We start from the raw sequence: 18,660 nt of genomic DNA on the forward strand, positions 1-18,660 counted from the left end.
CATGGATACGCTGCTCAACGTCGCGCACGGGTTTGGCGTCGCCCTGCTCCCGATCAACCTGCTCTACTGCTTCATCGGCGTCTTCATCGGCACGCTGGTCGGCGTGCTGCCGGGCATCGGGCCGATCTCGGCGATGTCGCTGCTGCTGCCCGTGACGCTCTCGGGCACGCCGGAATCCGGCATCATCATGATGGCCGGCATCTATTACGGCTCGATGTATGGCGGCTCGACCACCTCGATCCTGGTCAACATCCCCGGCGAGGCGGCCTCCGTCGTCACCTGCATCGACGGCCACCAGATGGCCAAGCAGGGCCGCGCCGGCCCTGCGCTCGGCATCTCCGCCTTCGGCTCCTTCATCGCCGGTACGTTCGCGCTGGTCGCCTTGATGCTGGTCGCCCCAAAGCTTGCCAGCATCGCAATCGCGTTCGGCCCGGCCGAGTATTTCAGCCTGATGGTGCTCGGCCTCGTGGTGCTTACCTTCCTGACCCAGGGCTCGATGCCGAAGGCTCTGCTGATGGCCTGCATCGGCGTGGTGCTCGGGCTGATCGGGCTCGACAGCATCACCGCGCAGCCGCGCCTCACCTTCGGCCGCATGGAGCTGATCGACGGCATCGGCCTCGTCCCCGTGGTGATGGGCCTGTTCGGCGTCGCCGAGGTGCTGCTCAACACCGAGCAGGCGATCAGGCGCGACATCATCAACGCGAAGATCACGCAGCTGTTGCCCAACAAGGAGGACTGGCAGGCGAGCGCCGGCCCCGTGGCGCGCGGCACGCTGCTCGGCTTCCTGCTCGGCATTCTCCCGGGCGGCGGCGCGGTGGTGGCCTCGTTTGCGTCCTATGCGCTGGAGAAGCGGCTGTCGAAAACGCCGGAGCGTTTTGGCCATGGCGCGATCGAGGGCGTTGCGGGCCCTGAGTCGGCCAACAATGCGGCGGCCGGCGGCGCATTCATTCCACTGATGACGCTCGGCATTCCGCCGAACGTGGTGATGGCGCTGCTGCTCGGAGCCTTCGTCATCCACGGCCTGCAGCCGGGCCCGCTGCTGATCACGCAAAACCCCGGCCTGTTCTGGGGCATCGTCGCCAGCATGTATATCGGCAACGTCATGCTGCTGATCCTCAATCTGCCGATGATCGGCATGTGGGTGCAGCTCCTGAAGCTGCCCTACAACATCCTGTTCCCGCTGATCATCCTGTTCACGATCCTCGGCGTGTACTGCTCGAGCAACAACGTGTTCGACGTCTATGTGATGATCGCGTTCGGCATCATCGGCTATTTCATGCGCAAGCTCGGCTACGAGCCGGCGCCGCTGGTGCTCGCCTTCGTGCTCGGACCGATGCTGGAGAACAATTTGCGCAAGTCGCTGATCCTGTCGCAGGGCGATCTCTGGACTTTTGTGCAGCGGCCAATCTCGGCGGCCTGCCTGACGCTTGCGCTGGTGCTGCTCATCGCGCCGCTGCTGCCGTCACTGCGCAAGAAGCGCGAGCTGGTGGCGCTGGATGAGGGGGCGTGAAGGTCTCGTAGGGTGGGCAAAGGCGCACTTGCGCCGTGCCCACGATCTGCCTGAGTTGGAGAGAGGGGGTAGGCACGCTGCGCTTTGCCCACGCTACGGCATCTGCGCGAGAGGCGCAGCAATCAACCCTCGCCGGTTTCTTCAAGCCGGTCACGCAGAGCGCTAATCACGCGATGGGCCGTCTCGATCTCCTTCACTGACAGACCATCCGCCAAGCCGTTGACCCAAGGGGCCTGCAAGCGGCCGGCGGCGTCAAAGATCTGCTGGCCCTTTTCGGTGAGCACCACGAGCTGCGCCCGGCGATGATGCGGATTGACCTCGAACACAACGAGGCCATCGCGCTCGAGGTCGTTGACGATGCGCTGCACGTTCTGGCGATTGGCGCCGAGATTGCGCGCGAGCCAGGCGACCGGCTCCGGACGCTCGGCGGCGACGATGGCTCCCAGAATCTGCCAGCGCGCGCTGGTGAGGCCGAGCGTGGCGACCAGCCGATCACCGGCGGTCAGAAGCAGGCCGTTGGCCCGGAACAGGTCGAGGACGAGGCCGGTCAGGGCTTCGCCCGGCGGGGTCCGCTTAGTCTTGCTCATTTGGCACCAATGTTCCGTATTGACATCATAATGTCAATTGACTATATCACGACCGTCGAATTGACATGATGATACCAAATTGACCGGAGTAATGTCATGCCCCATATGCGTCCCCTCGACCCTGCCTTCCCGATCGACCGCCAGATCGCGCTCGAAACCGGCCCCGTGGTGCTCGTGAACGTATTCACACTCGCCCCCGAAGATGAGCAGAGCTTCCTCAAGACGTGGCAGGACGACGCCGTCTTTATGAAGCGGCAGCCCGGCTTCATCTCCACCCAGCTTCACCGCGCCATCGGCGACAGCCCGACCTATCTGAACTACGCAGTGTGGGAGTCCAACGCGCATTTCCGCGCCGCGTTCACCCACCCGGAGTTTCGGAAGAAGATTTCCGCCTACCCGGCATCGGCAAGCGCCTCCCCTCATCTGTTCCAGAAGGTCGCGGTGCCCGGCATCTGCGTCGGCTGACCTGCGACACGTCGAAAGGAGGACTGCGGCATGAGGCTGAAGAGCACGGCGGATCGCTACGGCGCCATGGTCATTGCAATCCATTGGCTCACCGCGGCATTGATCATCCTTCTTCTCGCATCGGGATTCCGGGCCGCGGACGTAACCGATGCGGCTGCAAAGGCGGCGATCCTGCGGGCGCATGTCCCGATCGCAATCGCCGTGCTCGCTCTGACCTTGGCGCGCGTGGTCTGGTGGTGGGGTTTCGATCGAAAGCCCGTTGCGGTCGGCGGATCACCGCACTGGCAGGCACGCAGCGCGCAAGCCGTGCATCTCGCCTTCTACGTCGTCATCCTCGGCATGATCGCCAGCGGGATCGGCATGATGGCGCTCAGTGGCGCGGCCTCGACCATCTTCGGTGGAAGCGGCGCGCTGCCGGATTTCTGGAGCTACCGGCCTCGCTTCCCGCACGGCATCGGCGCACGCGTGCTGGTCGCCCTGCTGATCCTCCACGCTGGTGCTGCCCTGTACCATCAATTCGTGCGCAGGGACGGTCTGATCCGGCGCATGTGGTTTGGCCCGTAGTGTCGAGGGATTGGCGGGGTGATCCCTATCCCGCCGCGGGCAGCACGCTATCGGCCGCCACGTTCCACGGCCGCTCCGCTGACGCGAGCCCGATCAGGCGGCCCTGGATGTAGTCGCAACCCCAGTCGCGCAGCATGTTGGCGGCTTCTTCGTCCTGCACCCATTCGGCGACGGTCTTGATATCGAGGCGGCGGGCGAGGTCGATCAGGGTATGGACGAAGGCGCGATCGTCGGCGGAGTGGGTGATGTTCTGCACGAAGGCGCCGTCGATCTTGACGATGTCGACGCCGAGCTTGCGCAAGTTTCGGAACGAGGTGTAGCCGGCGCCGAAATCGTCGATGGCGATGCGGCTGCCGAAATTCTTCAGCCGCGTGACGAAGCCGCGCACGTCATCGATGTCCTGGATCGCGACCGTCTCGGTGATCTCGACGATCAGCCGCTCGGCGACGCCGGGATGGGCCAGCATCAGCGACTCGATTCCCGCCCACCAGTCCGGATCCATGGTGGTGTCGGGCGAGATGTTGAGGCTGAGGCTGACCTCTGGCGCGGCCGCGAGCTCGGCGACCACGAGCTCGAGCACGCGGTGATCGACCAGGCGGATGAGGCCGAGCCGCTCGGCGACCGGCACGATGTCGGGCGCGAGCAGCACCTGGCCGTCGCCCTGATCCATCCGCACCAGGCATTCGTGGAATGCGCGCTGGCGCGAGACGGCTGCGACCACCGGCTCATAGGCGAGCTTGATGCGGCGCTCGTTCAGCGCCGTGACGATCTCGTCGGTGACACGGATATTGACGCGGCGCTGCGCATCGCGCGTGGCATCCGGACGCCATGCCGCAAACGAGCCGGCCCGCCGGCGCTTGGCGGCATCCAGCGTCTCATGGGCGCGGTTGACCGCCTCGTCGGTGTTGCGGGCATAGCGCGGCAGACTGACCGCGCCGATCGAGGCGGTGACCGAGACCGGACCGGATTTCGTCGGCACCACCTCGTCGCGGATGCCGGCGAGGAAACGCTCGGCGGCGACGTTCATGTCGTCGACGGTGCAGTTCTTCAGGATCAGGCCGAACTTGTTGCCGGAGAAGCGTCCGAGCACGTCGCCGCCGCGCAGGCGCGCGCGGATGCGCTTGGCGATGTCGAGGATGACCGCATCGGCAACATCGAAGCCGAAAGCGTCGTTGACGCGGGCGAGGTGATCGATGCCGACCAGCATGAAGGCCGCGGTCGAGCGGAAGCGGGTCGTCTCCTCGATCGCCTCGGCCAGCGCCGCGATCAGATGGGAGCGGTTGAGTTCGCCGGTCAGCGGATCGAGCCGGGCGAGCTTGGTCAATTCCTCGTCGCGGGCGTGGCGCTCATTGTTGATGCGGACGGAGCCGATCGCACGCGTGGGGCGGCCATCGGGGCCGGCGAACCAGCGGCCAGTCTCCTCGATCCAGACCACGGGATCGGAGGCGCTCATGCGCACGCCGTACTCGACCCGGTAGGGCGTGCCGTCGGTGCCGTGCACGGGGGAGGTCTGCGCCAGCGCGGCGGTCCGCAGCGACTGCGCGGGCTCGATCAGCTTGGCGAATTCGGCGCCGGTTGCGAGCCGCTCGGCGGGAATGCCGGGGAATACGGCGCTGACCTGCTCACCCCAGACGATGACGTCGCTGGCGATGTCCCAGGCGAACACGGCCTGGCCGAGGGCGGCCAGGATGTCGGAGGCTTGCGGCAATGCAGGGGTCAAAATCGCCTCATTTCGGGACAGCGGGAGTCCTGAGCCAACACAGGATAAAGCCAGATTCGGCTTGGACCCTAGGCAAAGTTGATAAACAATTTGGAAACCACGTTGTGAAGCGAGGTGGGAACCAAACCGGCCCGTCCGGCATAGGCCTTGCGAGTACTGACACGCACCGGCGCCCGCGTCCCGAAACGCGACAATGTCCGCCGGATCAACGGTGATCGCGATGTTGAGTACGGATCGATCGGATGAGGCGGCAGGCAGCATGGGCACGGCTCTGGTGCCGCTGATCCCGACTGTGCAATGGCTCCACAAGGTGCCGGTGCCGCGCCCCGATCCGAGCTTCGTCACCCAGCTGATCGCCAATGCCGAGCACCTGCCCCAGACCAGCCGGCTCCGCCGCGGCTCGTCCGAAGATGCGCGGATGGCCTATGGCAGCAAGCGCCCGCTCGGAAGCGTCACCGCGCGCACGCGGCAGGTGGCCTGATAAGCAGGCGAATTCACTTCACCTCGCCCCGCTTGCGGGGGGACTCTCCGCGAGTCCAACTCTCACCGTCCCCGTGGAGCCTCCCCCTCACCCCAGCCCTCTCCCCGCGGGGCGAGGGAGCGCACCGACATTGCGGCGACAGACTTAGGTGATCAGCGCGGCGTATCGGGGGATGACGGCGTACCGTTGCCCGGCTGCAGATGCGGCGTGGGGATTTCCGGCGAGGGCGGGCTCACCGGCTTCGGCGCGGGATGATCCATCAGCACGGATTCGGCGACCGACTGTGCGGAGGGCGCAGGCGGCGCGACCGGCGCCTGCTGCTCGGACAGCGGCCTGAAATTGGACTCGGCGACGGCTTCCTCGGCCGGCGGCTCGGCCTGGCGCTTGGCCTTGCGCGGCGCCGGCACTGTCGTCTCAGCGACATAGGTGACGCGGCGGCGCGTGCGCTGGGCGATGCCGCCGAGGAAATCGGCCATCGCCAGCAGCACCAGCAGGAAAAAGGTGGAGTTGCCGAATTTGGGCCACATCACGAATTCGGCGGCGGCCGCGCCGAACACGATCAGCGACAGCAGATGGTCCATCAGGAATTTCGAGCCGGGCCGCGCGCCCTTGACCACCTCGAGCAGCAGCAGCACCACGCCGAGCGCGAGCAGAAGATCGGCGAGCGTGACCGGCCAGGCCTCGCCCGTAATCATCGGTACCTTGAACAGCACGTCCGAGAAGGACACGCTGGGCATCAGGAAGGCGATGATGTTGTAGACCGCGAGCGGAATCAGGAGCAGCGGGAAACCGACCATCGGCGAAATGCCTTCTCGATCAAGATATCCGGACAGAACAATGCAGCGGCGAAGCATTGGCTCCGCCGCCGTCACCGTCATATCTCATGGGTTGGCCGAAATCAGGCAGGTCACATCATCCTGATTGAGGATAACCCTGCCCGAAGAAGAGTCCGACCTCAGGACTCTTTCTTCTTCAGGACCTGACGGCCCTTGTACATGCCGGTCTTGAGGTCGAGATGGTGCGGACGACGGAGTTCGCCGGAGTCCTTGTCTTCCACATAGGTCGGCTTCTTGATGGCGTCTGCCGAGCGGCGCATGCCACGGCGCGACGGCGAGGTTTTTCTTCTCGGAACGGCCATTTCAATATCCTCTAGGGATTGGTGTTATCGGGGCATCGTCCGGAGGGGACGGCTCAGCACCCGCAATACGAGGCGAGCTGAATGCCGATCAAGGCCGGGCTTATAGAGGAAGGCTGGCCGTAAAGCTAGGCTTTTGGCCCGGAAAATGCGCCCAAAAAGGGCCCGGAATCAGCGATTTTCGCGCCAGCAGGTCACAAGCGAGCTCGCCTGCCCCCGCGCCATATAGGTGGCCGCCAGCCGCCGGACACCCGGTCCCGGGGTCCGGGCGCTGCGTTTGACCGGATTCGGCAGGATCGAGGCCAGAAGCGCGGCCTCCCGGGGCGAGAGGTTTTCGGCCGATTTGCCGAAGGCATAGGCGCTGGCCGCCTCCACCCCGAACTGGCCCTGGGGGCCGAGCTCGGCGATGTTGAGGTAAATTTCCAGGATCCGCGGCTTGGGCAGCACAAGGTCGATCCACAGCGCCAGCGGAAATTCGAGCGCCTTGCGGATGAAATCGCGCCCCTGCCAGAGGAACAGGTTTTTCGTCACCTGCTGGGTGATGGTGGAGGCGCCCCGGAATGGGGTGCCGTCCTCCTTCGCATCGTCGATCGCCTCGCGGAGCGCGCCCCAATCGATGCCGCGATGCTTGCAGAAATGGGCGTCCTCGGCCGCCACCACCGCGCGCGGCAGATAGGGCGACATATCAGCCAGATCGATCCACTCCCGCTGCATCGGCGCGCCCCGCAAGCTGCGCCAGGCCATCAGCGTCGAAACCGGATGACCGGCGCGGTAGAACGGCGCGATCACGTAGGGTGCGAGGACTGCGACCGCGAGCACCACCAGCAGGATTTTGACGATGCGCAAATCGACCTTTCCGGCGCAAACTGAACCGCGGCCACGGGCTGGACCATTAAGTCTGTGATAATTCGGGCCTTTTCCAGCACTTTTTAGGCCTTCCAAACGATTGACTGGGGCGGGCGCATAAAGGATTGTCCCGCCGAATTTTAGTTCTGGAGCCTTTCTTGATGACCGGCACGTCCCCGTCCGATTTCGCCAAACGTCTGGACAAGACCGCTGATGATACCGAAGCCCTGCTCGGGCGCCTGCTGTCGGACGACATCCTGCACGATGAGATCGCCCGGCCCAAGCGACTGATGGACGCAATGCGCTATTCGAGCCTGAATGGCGGCAAGCGCCTGCGGCCGTTCCTGGTGGTCGAGAGCGCAGCAGTGTTCGGCGTGCCGCGCGAAGCCGCGCTGCTCGTGGGCGCCGCGCTCGAATGCATCCACTGCTACTCGCTGATCCATGACGATCTGCCGGCGATGGACAATTCCGACCTGCGCCGCGGTCGCCCCACCCTGCACAAGCAGACCGACGACGCCACCGCGATCCTCGCCGGCGATGGCTTGCTCACGCTCGCCTTCGACATCGTCACCCGCGACGAGATCCATCGCGACGCCAATGTGCGGCTGCTGCTGACACGCGCGCTGGCGCGCTGCGCCGGCATCGGCGGCATGGTCGGTGGCCAGATCCTCGATCTCGCCGGCGAAGGCCGCTTCGGCGGCAACGAGCCGATCGATGTCGCCCGCATTCAGCAGATGAAGACCGGCGCGCTCTTGCGCTACGGCTGCATCGCCGGCGCGATCCTCGGCCAGGCCTCGCAGAAAGAATATCAGGCGCTCGACGATTACGGCCGCGCGCTCGGCGAAGCCTTCCAGATCGCCGACGATCTGCTCGACGTCGAAGGCGATGCGGCCGCGCTCGGCAAGCCGGCCGGCGCCGATGCCGCGCTCGGCAAGACCACCTTCGTCACCCAGCTCGGCATCGAAGGCGCCAAGCAGCGCGTGCGGGACCTGCTCGCGCGCGCCGACAGCGCGGTGTCGATCTTCGGCGATCGCGCCGCCGTGCTGCAGGCCGCCGCGCGCTTCGTCGCCGAGCGGAAGAGCTGACGTTGGGTTTTTACCTCTCCCGCTTGCGGGAGAGGTCGGCGCGAAGCGCCGGGTGAGGGCTCTCTCCTCTTGGGGGTTCTCGCTTGTGGAGACACCCTCTCCCCAACCCTCCCCCGCAAGCGGGGGAGGGAGCACAGCGCCGCCGCGGCCACGGCAGACCTCCTCTCCGAGAGCGTTAGCAGTGATGGAAAAAGAAGATCCCGTCCTCGCCCGCTTCCGCCGGATGTCGCGGCCGGTGCGGCTGATCTATGCACGGCCGCGGACCTTCATTGCGCTCGCGGCCGGCATCCTGGTCAGCCTGCTGCTGCCGGGCTCGCACCGGCTCGTGACGCGGCTGTTGTTCGGCTGGGATGCGCTGATCGCCGTCTATCTCGTGCTGGTCTATGCGATGATGCTGTGCAACGACCACCAGCACATCCGCCGCGCCGCCGCGATGCAGGACGACGGCCGCTTCGTGATCCTGCTGGTGACGGCGACCGGTGCCTTCGCCAGCATCGCGGCGATCGTCTCCGAGCTCGGCACGCCGCATCGCGGGGCGCTGGAGCTGACCATCGCGATCACCACGATCGCGCTGTCATGGGCCGCCGTGCACACGACCTTCGCGCTGCATTACGCGCACGACTACTACCGAAACGCCAAGCCGGGCGGCTTGCAATTCCCGAGCGGCGACAAGGAGGACCATGCCGACTATTGGGACTTCGTCTATTTCTCGTTCGTCATCGGCATGACCGCGCAGGTCTCCGACGTCGGCATCACCGACAAGTCCATCCGCCGCACCGCCACCGCCCACGGCATCGTGTCCTTCATCTACAACACGGCCTTGCTGGCGCTGACGGTGAACATCGCGGCAAGCGCGATTTCAAACTAATTGTCGTCCCGGCCTAGTGGTGTCAGCGACAAACCTCGACATTGGCGTCGTTGCCGGGACCGCCGCCGCCGCGAAATTCGAGATGGCAGCCGCGGCTGACCGGACGGCAGCCGCCGCTGTTGCAGAACACCTGCCCACCCGAGGGACGGCTGGCACCGGCGGCGGCAGCAATGCCGGCAGCGGCACCATAACCGCCCGCAGCCGCACCGCCGGCCTGGCGACGCTGCCGGGCGGGTCGTTCATCGCCATCATCGCGCTTCGCGGTCGCGGGCTTGGCCGACTTGGCGGCGCGCTGCTTTTCGCATTCATTGTCGTCGTTGATCGCATAGCCGTCACGGCAGACGATCTTCGTGCACTTGTCGCCGTCGGCCTTGAAGCCGTGCTCGCAAACCAGCGGACAGATCCGCGACGGTTTTGACTTAACCGCGTCGAGCGCGTCGGTGCTTGCGACCTTCACGTCGAGCTTGGTGCCGGCATAGCGGTTGAACTGCGACAGCGAGCGCTGCGAGGACGTATTCCAGTTGCCGTCGGCCTGTCCGGAGAAACAGCCGACCCGGCCAAGCTCGGTCTGCACCGAGCGGCTGAGATCGGCCGGATTGGTCGCCGGCGTCAGCGAGGCAACGTTGGTGCCGGCCGGGCTCGCGGTGCTGGCCGGCGCAGTGCTCGGCGCCGCGGCAGCGAGATTGACGCGCTGCTGCTCGGCGGCGGCCGCCTGCTGCTGTGCCTGCTCCTTCGCCTTCTGCGCGGCAAGCTGGGCCTGCTCGGCAGCCTTTGCATCGGCCGCGGCCTTGGCCTGCGCCTCCTTCTGCGCGCCGAGAGCGGCAAGACGATCGCGCTCGGCCTCGGCCTGCTTCGCCTTCTCGATCGCCGCCGCGTGGGCCTGCTCGGCCTGGATCTTGTCGATCTGCAGCTTGGCGAGATTCGCGTAGAAGCCGTCAGGGTGCTGGGCGAGGAAGGCTTCCCACGCCGGCTTGTTGCCGACCTGGAGCGCGAGCTCGTAGTCGCGGCGGATGTCGGCCTGCGGGTTCGCCATAGGCATCGCGGGCGCCGCAGCGACCGCCTTGACCGGCACCAGCGGAACATCGTCGCCGCCGAGCGAGCCATAGACGAACGGCTCCTGCTTGTTGCCGGTCGACTTCAGCACGTCGTCGCGCACAAAGCCGAAGGCGCGGCGGACATCGAGACCCGGCGTCGTCAGATGCTTCGACAGCGCGACCGTAAACGGGCTGTTGGCGCCGTCACCGTCCTGCGCCGTGAAGCCGGCCTTGGCCGAATAGGCGATCAGCGTGTTGGGGCTGGTCGGCTCGACCTGGGCGAGGCCGCGGCCGATGCCGCGCGAGGCGATCGTGCGCTTCATGGTCTTGCCGAAGGGATTGTCACGGCAGGCGTCCAGGATCACCAGGCGAAGCTGCTTGGCGGGCTCGACCGCGACCAGGATGCGGTCGAGCGACAGCGCTTCGTCGTAAACGTCGGTGTCGCGCTCGAGCTTGGCGTCGACGGGGATCAGATAGTTGGAGCCTTCGACCTCGATGCCGTGACCGGCATAGTAAACCACGGCAATGTCGGCATTGCGGGTCGCGTCGGCAAAGTCGCGCAGCACACGCCGCGTATCCTGGGCGGACAAATCGTGCCGGGAATCGACGACGTCGAAACCGGCCTCCTTCAGCGTCTTCGCCATCACCGCACCGTCATTGACGGGGTTGGCCAGCGACGGCGCGTGCTGATAGGCCGAGTTGGCGAGCACCAGTGCGACGCGCTTTCCGGCAAAAGCGGGATCAGTGCCAAACAGCAGCGCGGCAGCAAGGAGAAGCGGGCAAAGTCTGAGCAGGTTGCGCATGACACGACTTCCGAAATTCGGGGCCCTAGGCCCCTTTGGGATCGCTTTAGCAGGACCCATCGCCGGGGCTTGTGATGGAGGTCACGAAGGCGGCATCGACGACAGGCCGAAAGACCCTCTATGTTTGTCGCGCCAGCTCGGTCGGGGTTCGGCGACATAAGCGGGCGCGCGCCGGGTTCCCTCTAGGGATCGCCGACATGCCCCCGATACTGCGGCAGATTGTCCGTAATCTCGTACCAGGGCGCCTTCGAGCCCACGAAAATATGGGCGCTCGGCCGGATCGAGGGCGCATCGACCAGGGTTCCCATGGCGACATGCATCCATTTTCCCTCCCGCACCCGGGAATAGAGCAGCGAGCCGCAGCGGGCGCAGTGGGCGTCATGGGTGGTGTCGTCCCCGTAGATCATGCGCTGGTCATCGCCCTGGACGATGCGGAGCTTGTCCTGCGCGATGCCGGCGAACGGCTTGAAGGCCGAGCCAGTGGTGCGGCGGCAGTTCGAACAGTGACAGTTCATCGCATAGGAGAAGGCGTCGGCCACCTCAAAGCGCACCGTGCGGCAATAGCATTCGCCGCGCAGAATGCGAGCGTTCGAATTTTCTGATCCGGTCATGGCAGGCGCCTTCGCGCAAATGGCTGACACACCCATAGCGCATTTCAATGTGTACGACTAAGTTCCGCCGAAGCCATCATGCAAAGGGATGACCCATGAGCCAGAACCGATCGAGCGTCGAAGCCGTCGTGCAATCCTATTTCGATGGGCTCTACGAGGGCGACGCCGAAAAGCTCGGCGCCATCTTCCATCCCTCCGCCGATCTGCGCTGGGTCGAGAAGGGCGAATTGCAGGTCCTGACCGTGCCCGACTGGCTCGACCGCGTGCGCAAGCGCCCCTCCGGCAAGGCCGAGGGCAAGCCGCGCGAGGATTTCATCGTCACCATCGACCGCTCCGACGACAAGACCGCCTTCATCAAGGTCCGCTGCCAGCTGCCGCCGCGCTATTTCACCGACTATCTGGTGGCGATGAAGCTCGCCGACGGCTGGCAGATCGTGTCGAAATCGTACAGGTATGACCTGAGGGAGTGAGGGGCTCTCAACTTCCCGCTGCCCAAGATCTGCCGCGCTCGCCCTCCTTTCTCCGTCATTGCGAGCGAAGCGAAGCAATCCAGAATCTCTCCGCGGAGACAGACTGGATTGCTTCGCTTCGCTCGCAATGACGACGCGGATGCAGCATCCGCTACATTTCCCGCCTCTACTCACCTGAAAGTCCCCCATGCTTCTCGACCGCCGTTCCCTGCTCGTCTCGCTCGCCTGGATCGCCGCTTCTCCCGCGCTGGCCGCAGAGGCGCCGCCTGAACTCGAATCCTATGAGCGCGAAAGCGGCGGGCGGATCGGGCTCTATGCGGAAAATCTCGCGACCGGCAAGAAGCTCGCCTGGCGCGCCGATGAGCGGTTCGTCATGTGCTCGACCTTCAAGGCTTCGCTCGCGGCCTGCTTGCTGGCGCGGGTCGATCGCGGCGAGGAGCAACTTGCGGCCATGATCGCTTACGGTCAGGCCGACCTGCTCGACTACGCGCCCGTCGCCAAGCAAAATCTCGCGGCCGGCAAGATGTCGGTCTCCGAGATGTGCAAGGCGATCGTCGAGCTCAGCGACAACACCTGCGCCAATCTGCTGCTGGCGCGGATCGGCGGGCCGGCCGCCCTCACGACATTCTGGCGGTCGCTCGGCGACACCACCTCGCGGCTCGACCACAACGAGCCCGAGCTCAACCGCTCGCCGCCCGGCAATCCCCAGGACACCACGACGCCGGCGGCGATGGCGAATAATCTGCGCCGGCTGGTGCTGGGCGAAGCCTTGTCGGCGCAATCGCGGGTCCAGCTCACCGACTGGATGGAGAACTGCAAGACCGGTGCAAACCGGCTGCGTGGCGGCCTGCCGGCGGACTGGAAGATCGGCGACAAGACCGGCTACAACGGCAAGGACGCAGCAGGCGACATTGCGGTCGTCTGGCCCAAGACTGGTACCAAGCCGGATGCGCCGATCCTGATCGCGGCCTATACCCAGGGCGGCACGCCGAACGCCGCGCAGATCGCGGCCGTATTCGCCCGCATCGGACGCATGGTGGCGGAGCGGCTGGCGTAAGGCGGCCGCATTGACCTCATGTTGACCTCTTGGCCGCTTCCGGGTGAAGACAGGCCATGATCGCAGCGAAATTCCAGACCTTCCTGATCCTGCTCGCGGTGCTGGCGGGCACCGCGCTTGTCGCGCGCCGTTTCAACATCGCGCCTGCGATCCTGCTGATGCTCTCCGGCGTCGGCCTCGCCTTCGTGCCGGGCATGCCGCCGGTCGAGTTGCCGCCGGAACTGGTGCTGCTGATGGTGCTGCCGCCGCTGATCTACTCGGCGAGCGTCGCCATGAGCTGGCGCGAGTTCAGGAACAATCTGCGTCCGATCGTGCTGCTCGCGGTCGGCGCGGTGATCTTCACCGCGGCACTGGTGGCGGCCGCCACGCACTATCTGATCGGCCTGCCCTTGACGGTGGGCTTCCTGCTCGGAGCCATCGTCGCGCCGCCCGACGTGGTGGCGCCGCTAGCGATCGCGCGCCGCCTGAACATGCCGCGCCGGCTGCTGGTCATCCTCGAAGGCGAAGGGCTCGCCAACGATGCCACCGCACTGATCCTCTACCGCTTCGCGCTCGCCGCGATCATGGTCGGGCATTTCTCGCTGCCGCTGGCGGCCGGCGAGTTCGTGCTGATCGTCGCCAGCGAGATCGCCTTCGGTATCGGCGTCGGCTGGCTCTCCCTTCGCTTCCGCAAATGGTCCAGGGATCCCCAGGTCGAGCTGACGCTGTCGCTGATCACGCCCTACATCTCCTACTGGCTGCCCGAGCATGTCGGCGGCTCCGGCGTGATCGCGACCGTCGCCTGCGGCCTCTATGTCAGCTGGAACGGCCCGCTGCTGATCTCTTCGGCGACGCGCCTGCAGGGCATCTTCTTCTGGGACCTCATCATCTACCTGATCGAGGGCCTGCTGTTCCTGCTCACCGGCTTCCAGATGCGCGCGCTCTACGAGAAATCGAAGGCGTTCCCGCTCGACGACATCCTGATCGCGACCGCCGTCGTTCTGACGATCATCGTGACCGCGCGCTTCGCCTGGCTCTATCCCGCGACCTATCTGCCGCGGATCCTCTCCAAATCGCTGCGCGAGCGCGACCCGTCGCCGCCATGGCAATGGCCGTTCGTGCTCGCTTTCACCGGCGTACGCGGCGCGGTGTCGCTGGCGGCGGCGCTGGCGCTGCCGTTCACGCTGCCCGGCGGCGAGGCCTTTCCCTATCGCGACCTGATCCTGTTCGTCGCCTTCGGCGTCATCTTCGTAACGCTGATCGGCGTCGGCTTGACGCTGCCGCCGGTGGTGCGCTGGCTCGGCGTCGCCGAGGCAGGCCGCCACGAGCATGTCAGCGAGCACGAGGCCGAGATCGCCGCGCGACGCCAGGCGCTCGAGGCCGCGTTGAAATCGCTCGATGCGTTGACGGCGGAAAGGGAAATCTCCGACGAGGTGATGCGGCTCCTGCGCGCCCGCCACGAGATCCGCGTCAACCAGCTCCCGGATTCGCTCGATCCCGCCCATCACGATGTCTCAGCCGCAGGCACCGCACTGACCCGCAGCCTGATCGACGCCGAGCGCAAATTCATCCACGACCTCCTCCGCGACGGCCAGATCACGGACGAGACGAGGCGCCGGATCGAGCGGGATCTGGATCTGGAAGAGGCGAGCCTCGCGAACCGGGAGTATCGGGGCGGGCCGCTGTAACTTCCTGTCACCACAATCGATCGTCGTCCTGGACAAGCGAGCGGAGCGAGCGCTGATCCAGGACCCATTACCACAGGATTGGGTTTGGCGACGACTCGCGGTTGTCAGTTTGCGACACGACTTCTCGTCGGGGTAATGGGTCCTGGCTTTCGCCAGGACGACGACGACGAATATCTTCGCCAGCCACCTATCGCTACCGCCTCTCGCAGAACTCCCCGACCGCCGCTGCCACGGCCCCTGCGATCATCTCCTGCCGCTCGGCCGAGTTCATCTCCATCTCCTCGTCGCGATTGATGATGGAGCCGGCTTCGAGCAGCACGGCGGCACTTCTCGTCTGCGACAGCACGACAAGCCCGTCATAGCGGTAGACGCCGACATCCTTGTCGAGCAGTTGGCGCCGGTAACGGCCCATCACCGGCAGGGTGTATTGGCTGGCGTAATGCAGGCCCTGCTCCTTCAACTGCCTGCCGATCATCCGCGCCAAGTTCAGGCTGGTGGTGAAGTGCGGATTGCGCTCGGAGACGAACAGCGAGTGACCAGAAAAGCGATCGCTGAAATAGCTCTTCGCACCGTCGAATTCCCAGGTCTCGAGCAGCTTGTCCGGCACCGAATCGTGGTGAACCGACAGGAACAGATCGGCTCGGCCGTCATTGGCAGCACCGACCCGCTTGAACAGGCTCGGCCGCGCCTTGCCGTCCGTGACGAGCAGGCGGGTTGCGGCAAAGCCCTCGGACTTGAGCTTCGCCGTGATGAGCCGTGCGAGCCGGAAGTTGAAGCCGAACTCCGGATCGTTGCGCGCACTCAGGGCGCCGTAGGAGTCCGGGGTGTGGCCGACATCCACGACGATCCGGAATTTCGGCGCCTCACATTTGGCTGGTGCGGGCGACGGCTTAGGTCTGACTTTCGCGACCTTCCGGACCGGAGCAGCACGGCCCGCGTCGATCGACGGCAGCAACAGCGCGGCCAGCGACACGAGAAGAATTGCGACGATGCCACGTCCTAGCGACAAGCCTTACTCCGCTGCCGCAATCCGCGGCCGGCCGACGAAGCCCGTTCCGGAACCGGACTCGGCCAGGAATTTGTTGCCCTCGGCACGGAGCATGGCTGGCCCTCCCGATTTATTTTCGGGAAGATTGGCGCGAGAGCGGGAAGACGTCAACGCAAGGATGATCTCGTGTCCCGGACGCGGCGCGGCATGAAATGACGCGACGCAGAGCCGGGACCCAGCTTGCCGCTAGAATGGGCCCCGGCTCTGCAGCGCACCGCTGAAGAAGCGCTGCGCTGCGTCCGGGGCACGAGAGGGTTAAACCGGCCGTTCCCCCTTCACCGTCACGCGCGTGCCGGAGCGCGTATGCGGCCAGTAATCCCACATCGCGCGGTGCTGGGTGCAGCGGTTGTCCCAGAAGGCGACGGCATTCTCGGTCCAGCGGAAGCGGCACTGGAACAGCGGGTTTTCGGCGTGCTGGTAGAGATAGGCGAGGATCGCGTCGCTCTCGTCGCGCGGGATGCCGTTGATGTGGCGGGTGAAGCCGCGATTGACGTAGAGCGCCTTCCTGCCCGTAACCGGATGCGTGCGCACCACCGGATGCTCGGCGTGCGGATAGGACGGACGGTCGGCGACGCCGTAATTCGCGTAGAGCCCGCGATAGATCGGTTCGCCGTCATGCAGCGCGGTGAGCCCGTCGAGGTAAGTCTTCATGCGATCCGACAGCGCCTCGTAGGCTGCGTACATATTGGCGAACAGCGTATCGCCGCCGCGCGGCGGGCATTGCTTGATGTAGAGGATCGAGCCCATCGGCGGCTCGAGGTCGCAGGATACGTCGGAATGCCAGCCTTCGCCATTGGCACGCGGCGAGTTCTTGTCGGCGTAGATCTTCATCAGCGCCGGGTCTTCGTCCTCGTGCGGAGCTGCCGGATGGAAATGCAATTCGCCGAACTTGCGGCCGAAGGCGAGATGCTGCTGCGGCGTGATGTGCTGGTCGCGGAAGAAGATGACGAGGTTTTCGGCAAGCGCGCGGTGGATCTCGTCCATCTGCCGGTTGGAGCGGGCATCGCCATCGACGAGCTTGCCGATGTCGACGCCGGAGATTTCGGCGCCGATGATGGGCGTGAGCTTTTCGACCTGAAGCGTCTCGTAGGGCGCGCCGTCGTCAGCGGCGTGGCGATAGCGCGGACCTTGCTTGCCGGCGAGTGAGCTCATGGCGTGTCTCCCGATCGTTGTTGATTGGGAGTCATCGTAACGCGCGGAGAGGGATGTGCAATCTGCAACGCAAACACAGCTCGTCGTCCCGGACCAGCGTAAGCGCAGATCCGGGACCCATAGCCACAGAATTAGGTTTGGCGAAGACTCGGAGTGACAGCCCGTCATAACCACACAGTCCTGTGGTTATGGGTCCCGGATCGGCGCGCGCTTGAGGCGCGCTTGTCCGGGACGACGGAGATGTGTGGGGTGCTAGCGGAGTGAAATCACTCCGCCGCAGGCGCCGGCACCTTGGCGCCCTGGCCGTAACGCTGGTCGATGTAGTCGATCACCAGCGCCTTGAAGTCGGCGGAGATGGTGGGCCCGCGCAGCGTGCGGAACTTCTTGCCGTCGACGAACACGGGCGCGGCCGGCGCTTCACCGGTGCCCGGGAGCGAGATGCCGATATTGGCGTGCTTGGATTCGCCGGGGCCGTTGACGATGCAGCCCATCACCGCGACGTTGAGCTCCTCGACACCAGGGTATTTCGTCTTCCAGGTCGGCATCTCGTCTCGGATGAAATCCTGGATCGAGCGCGCCAGCTCCTGGAACGTGGTCGAGGTGGTGCGGCCGCAGCCGGGGCAGGCCGCAACCAGCGGCACGAAGGTGCGGAAGCCCATGGTCTGCAAGAGCTCCTGGCCGACCTGCACCTCACGGGTGCGGTCGCCGCCGGGCTCCGGCGTCAGCGAGATGCGGATGGTATCACCGATGCCCTGCTGCAAGAGGATGCCGAGCGCGGCAGAGGACGCCACGATGCCCTTCGAGCCCATGCCGGCCTCGGTCAGGCCGAGATGGATGGCGTAGTCGGAACGAGACGCGAGGTCCTGATAGACCGCGATGAGATCCTGCACCGCCGAGACTTTGGCGGAGAGGATGATGCGATCCTTGGGCATGCCGAGCTCTTCGGCGCGCGCGGCAGAGAGCAGCGCGGACTGCACCATAGCCTCGCGCGTCACCGCGCGGACGTCGCGCGGATTGGGCGACGCGGCATTCTCGTCCATCAGCTTGGTCAAGAGCTCCTGGTCGAGCGAGCCCCAATTGGCGCCGATGCGCACCGGCTTATTGTTCTTGTTCGCGATCTCGATGATGTCGGCGAACTGGGTGTCGCGCTTGTCCTTGAAGCCGACATTGCCGGGATTGATGCGGTACTTGGCGAGCGCCTCGGCGCAGGCGGGATAGGCCGCGAGCAGCTTGTGGCCGATATAGTGGAAGTCGCCGATCAGCGGCGTGGTGATGCCGCGCTTGGCGAGGCCGTCGCGAATGTGCGGGACGGCGGCGGCGGCCTCCTCGCGATCCACGGTGATGCGGACCATTTCGGAGCCGGCGCGCGCGAGCGCTGCGACCTGGGCGATGGTGCCGTCGATGTCGGCGGTGTCGGTGTTGGTCATCGACTGCACGACGATCGGTGCGCCGCCGCCGACGGCGACGTTGCCAACCTTGACCTGGGTGGTCCGGTGCCGGGGCGCGGGGCCCGCGATGTCGGAATCGATAGTGTTTTCGAGCTTGTTCATGGCGTCC

Annotated in this window: 19 protein-coding genes; 9 read left to right on the top strand and 10 right to left on the bottom strand. The window is 65.6% G+C overall.

Going from position 1 to position 18,660, the window contains the following annotated elements; all coding sequences use genetic code 11:
- Position 1 precedes the first annotated feature (1 nt).
- Entirely contained in the window at positions 2-1,510 is a 1,509-nt protein-coding gene (locus tag JQ635_RS32365; protein WP_211413841.1) for a tripartite tricarboxylate transporter permease, read from the top strand.
- 122 nt (positions 1,511-1,632) lie between these two features.
- On the opposite strand, the gene JQ635_RS32370 is transcribed toward JQ635_RS32365, so the two are convergent.
- Positions 1,633-2,097 carry a MarR family winged helix-turn-helix transcriptional regulator gene (locus JQ635_RS32370; protein WP_211413842.1) on the bottom strand — a complete coding sequence of 155 codons (465 nt, stop codon included), beginning with the start codon at positions 2,095-2,097 and terminating at the stop codon, positions 1,633-1,635.
- 96 nt (positions 2,098-2,193) lie between these two features.
- Here JQ635_RS32370 and JQ635_RS32375 point away from each other — a divergent pair, with 96 nt between their 5' ends.
- Both JQ635_RS32375 and JQ635_RS32380 read left to right on the top strand, forming a co-directional pair.
- Positions 2,194-2,562, top strand: a complete 369-nt coding sequence (locus tag JQ635_RS32375; protein WP_211413843.1) for an antibiotic biosynthesis monooxygenase family protein — start codon at positions 2,194-2,196, stop codon at positions 2,560-2,562.
- A 30-nt stretch (positions 2,563-2,592) separates the two neighbouring features.
- Positions 2,593-3,126, top strand: coding sequence for a cytochrome b (locus tag JQ635_RS32380; RefSeq protein ID WP_211413844.1), 534 nt, complete (start codon positions 2,593-2,595; stop codon positions 3,124-3,126).
- Positions 3,127-3,151: 25 nt separating this feature from the next.
- Here JQ635_RS32380 and JQ635_RS32385 read toward each other — a convergent pair whose 3' ends face one another.
- Positions 3,152-4,846 (bottom strand): bifunctional diguanylate cyclase/phosphodiesterase, encoded by a 1,695-nt coding sequence (locus JQ635_RS32385; RefSeq protein WP_211413845.1) that lies wholly within the window; start codon positions 4,844-4,846, stop codon positions 3,152-3,154.
- A 220-nt stretch (positions 4,847-5,066) separates the two neighbouring features.
- On the opposite strand from JQ635_RS32385, the gene JQ635_RS32390 reads away from it, so the two are divergent.
- Positions 5,067-5,327: a hypothetical protein gene (locus JQ635_RS32390; protein ID WP_211413882.1), complete on the top strand. Its 261-nt coding sequence runs from the start codon at positions 5,067-5,069 to the stop codon at positions 5,325-5,327.
- 152 nt (positions 5,328-5,479) lie between these two features.
- On the opposite strand, the gene JQ635_RS32395 is transcribed toward JQ635_RS32390, so the two are convergent.
- From JQ635_RS32395 to mtgA, 3 genes are all read right to left on the bottom strand, one after another.
- Positions 5,480-6,124 (bottom strand): hypothetical protein, encoded by a 645-nt coding sequence (locus JQ635_RS32395; RefSeq protein WP_211413846.1) that lies wholly within the window; start codon positions 6,122-6,124, stop codon positions 5,480-5,482.
- Between the two features lie 158 nt (positions 6,125-6,282).
- Entirely contained in the window at positions 6,283-6,465 is a 183-nt protein-coding gene (gene rpmF, locus JQ635_RS32400; protein ID WP_007598106.1) for a 50S ribosomal protein L32, read from the bottom strand.
- A 168-nt stretch (positions 6,466-6,633) separates the two neighbouring features.
- Positions 6,634-7,308, bottom strand: coding sequence for a monofunctional biosynthetic peptidoglycan transglycosylase (gene mtgA / locus JQ635_RS32405; RefSeq protein WP_211413847.1), 675 nt, complete (start codon positions 7,306-7,308; stop codon positions 6,634-6,636).
- Positions 7,309-7,469: 161 nt separating this feature from the next.
- Between mtgA and JQ635_RS32410 the strand changes: the two genes are divergently transcribed.
- Together JQ635_RS32410 and JQ635_RS32415 are read left to right on the top strand one after the other, a co-directional pair.
- The gene (locus tag JQ635_RS32410; protein ID WP_018316753.1) at positions 7,470-8,393 is read left to right on the top strand and encodes a polyprenyl synthetase family protein; all 924 of its coding nucleotides are present in this window, start codon (positions 7,470-7,472) and stop codon (positions 8,391-8,393) included.
- Positions 8,394-8,577: 184 nt separating this feature from the next.
- Positions 8,578-9,261 carry a DUF1345 domain-containing protein gene (locus JQ635_RS32415; RefSeq protein ID WP_211413883.1) on the top strand — a complete coding sequence of 228 codons (684 nt, stop codon included), beginning with the start codon at positions 8,578-8,580 and terminating at the stop codon, positions 9,259-9,261.
- Between the two features lie 22 nt (positions 9,262-9,283).
- Here JQ635_RS32415 and JQ635_RS32420 read toward each other — a convergent pair whose 3' ends face one another.
- Together JQ635_RS32420 and JQ635_RS32425 are read right to left on the bottom strand one after the other, a co-directional pair.
- Entirely contained in the window at positions 9,284-11,098 is a 1,815-nt protein-coding gene (locus JQ635_RS32420; RefSeq protein WP_211413848.1) for a caspase family protein, read from the bottom strand.
- Positions 11,099-11,280: 182 nt separating this feature from the next.
- Positions 11,281-11,709 carry a GFA family protein gene (locus JQ635_RS32425; RefSeq protein ID WP_211413849.1) on the bottom strand — a complete coding sequence of 143 codons (429 nt, stop codon included), beginning with the start codon at positions 11,707-11,709 and terminating at the stop codon, positions 11,281-11,283.
- A 95-nt stretch (positions 11,710-11,804) separates the two neighbouring features.
- On the opposite strand from JQ635_RS32425, the gene JQ635_RS32430 reads away from it, so the two are divergent.
- The 3 genes from JQ635_RS32430 (at position 11,805) to JQ635_RS32440 (ending at position 14,903) form a co-directional block, all read left to right on the top strand.
- Entirely contained in the window at positions 11,805-12,179 is a 375-nt protein-coding gene (locus tag JQ635_RS32430; RefSeq protein ID WP_008540543.1) for a nuclear transport factor 2 family protein, read from the top strand.
- A 187-nt stretch (positions 12,180-12,366) separates the two neighbouring features.
- Positions 12,367-13,236: a class A beta-lactamase gene (bla, locus tag JQ635_RS32435; RefSeq protein ID WP_211413850.1), complete on the top strand. Its 870-nt coding sequence runs from the start codon at positions 12,367-12,369 to the stop codon at positions 13,234-13,236.
- 56 nt (positions 13,237-13,292) lie between these two features.
- Positions 13,293-14,903, top strand: a complete 1,611-nt coding sequence (locus JQ635_RS32440) for a Na+/H+ antiporter (RefSeq protein WP_246583908.1) — start codon at positions 13,293-13,295, stop codon at positions 14,901-14,903.
- Positions 14,904-15,096: 193 nt separating this feature from the next.
- Here the strand turns inward: JQ635_RS32440 and JQ635_RS32445 are convergent, their stop codons facing one another.
- From JQ635_RS32445 to ispG, 3 genes are all read right to left on the bottom strand, one after another.
- Positions 15,097-15,912, bottom strand: a complete 816-nt coding sequence (locus JQ635_RS32445; protein WP_211413851.1) for an N-acetylmuramoyl-L-alanine amidase — start codon at positions 15,910-15,912, stop codon at positions 15,097-15,099.
- Between the two features lie 294 nt (positions 15,913-16,206).
- Entirely contained in the window at positions 16,207-17,103 is an 897-nt protein-coding gene (locus JQ635_RS32450) for a TauD/TfdA dioxygenase family protein (protein WP_211413852.1), read from the bottom strand.
- A 266-nt stretch (positions 17,104-17,369) separates the two neighbouring features.
- Complete coding sequence (gene ispG, locus JQ635_RS32455; RefSeq protein WP_211413853.1) at positions 17,370-18,653, bottom strand: flavodoxin-dependent (E)-4-hydroxy-3-methylbut-2-enyl-diphosphate synthase; 1,284 nt, start codon at positions 18,651-18,653, stop codon at positions 17,370-17,372.
- Positions 18,654-18,660 lie beyond the last annotated feature (7 nt).

Origin of the sequence: Bradyrhizobium iriomotense, from assembly GCF_018130765.1 — a bacterium.
Classification (GTDB): domain Bacteria; phylum Pseudomonadota; class Alphaproteobacteria; order Rhizobiales; family Xanthobacteraceae; genus Bradyrhizobium; species Bradyrhizobium iriomotense_A.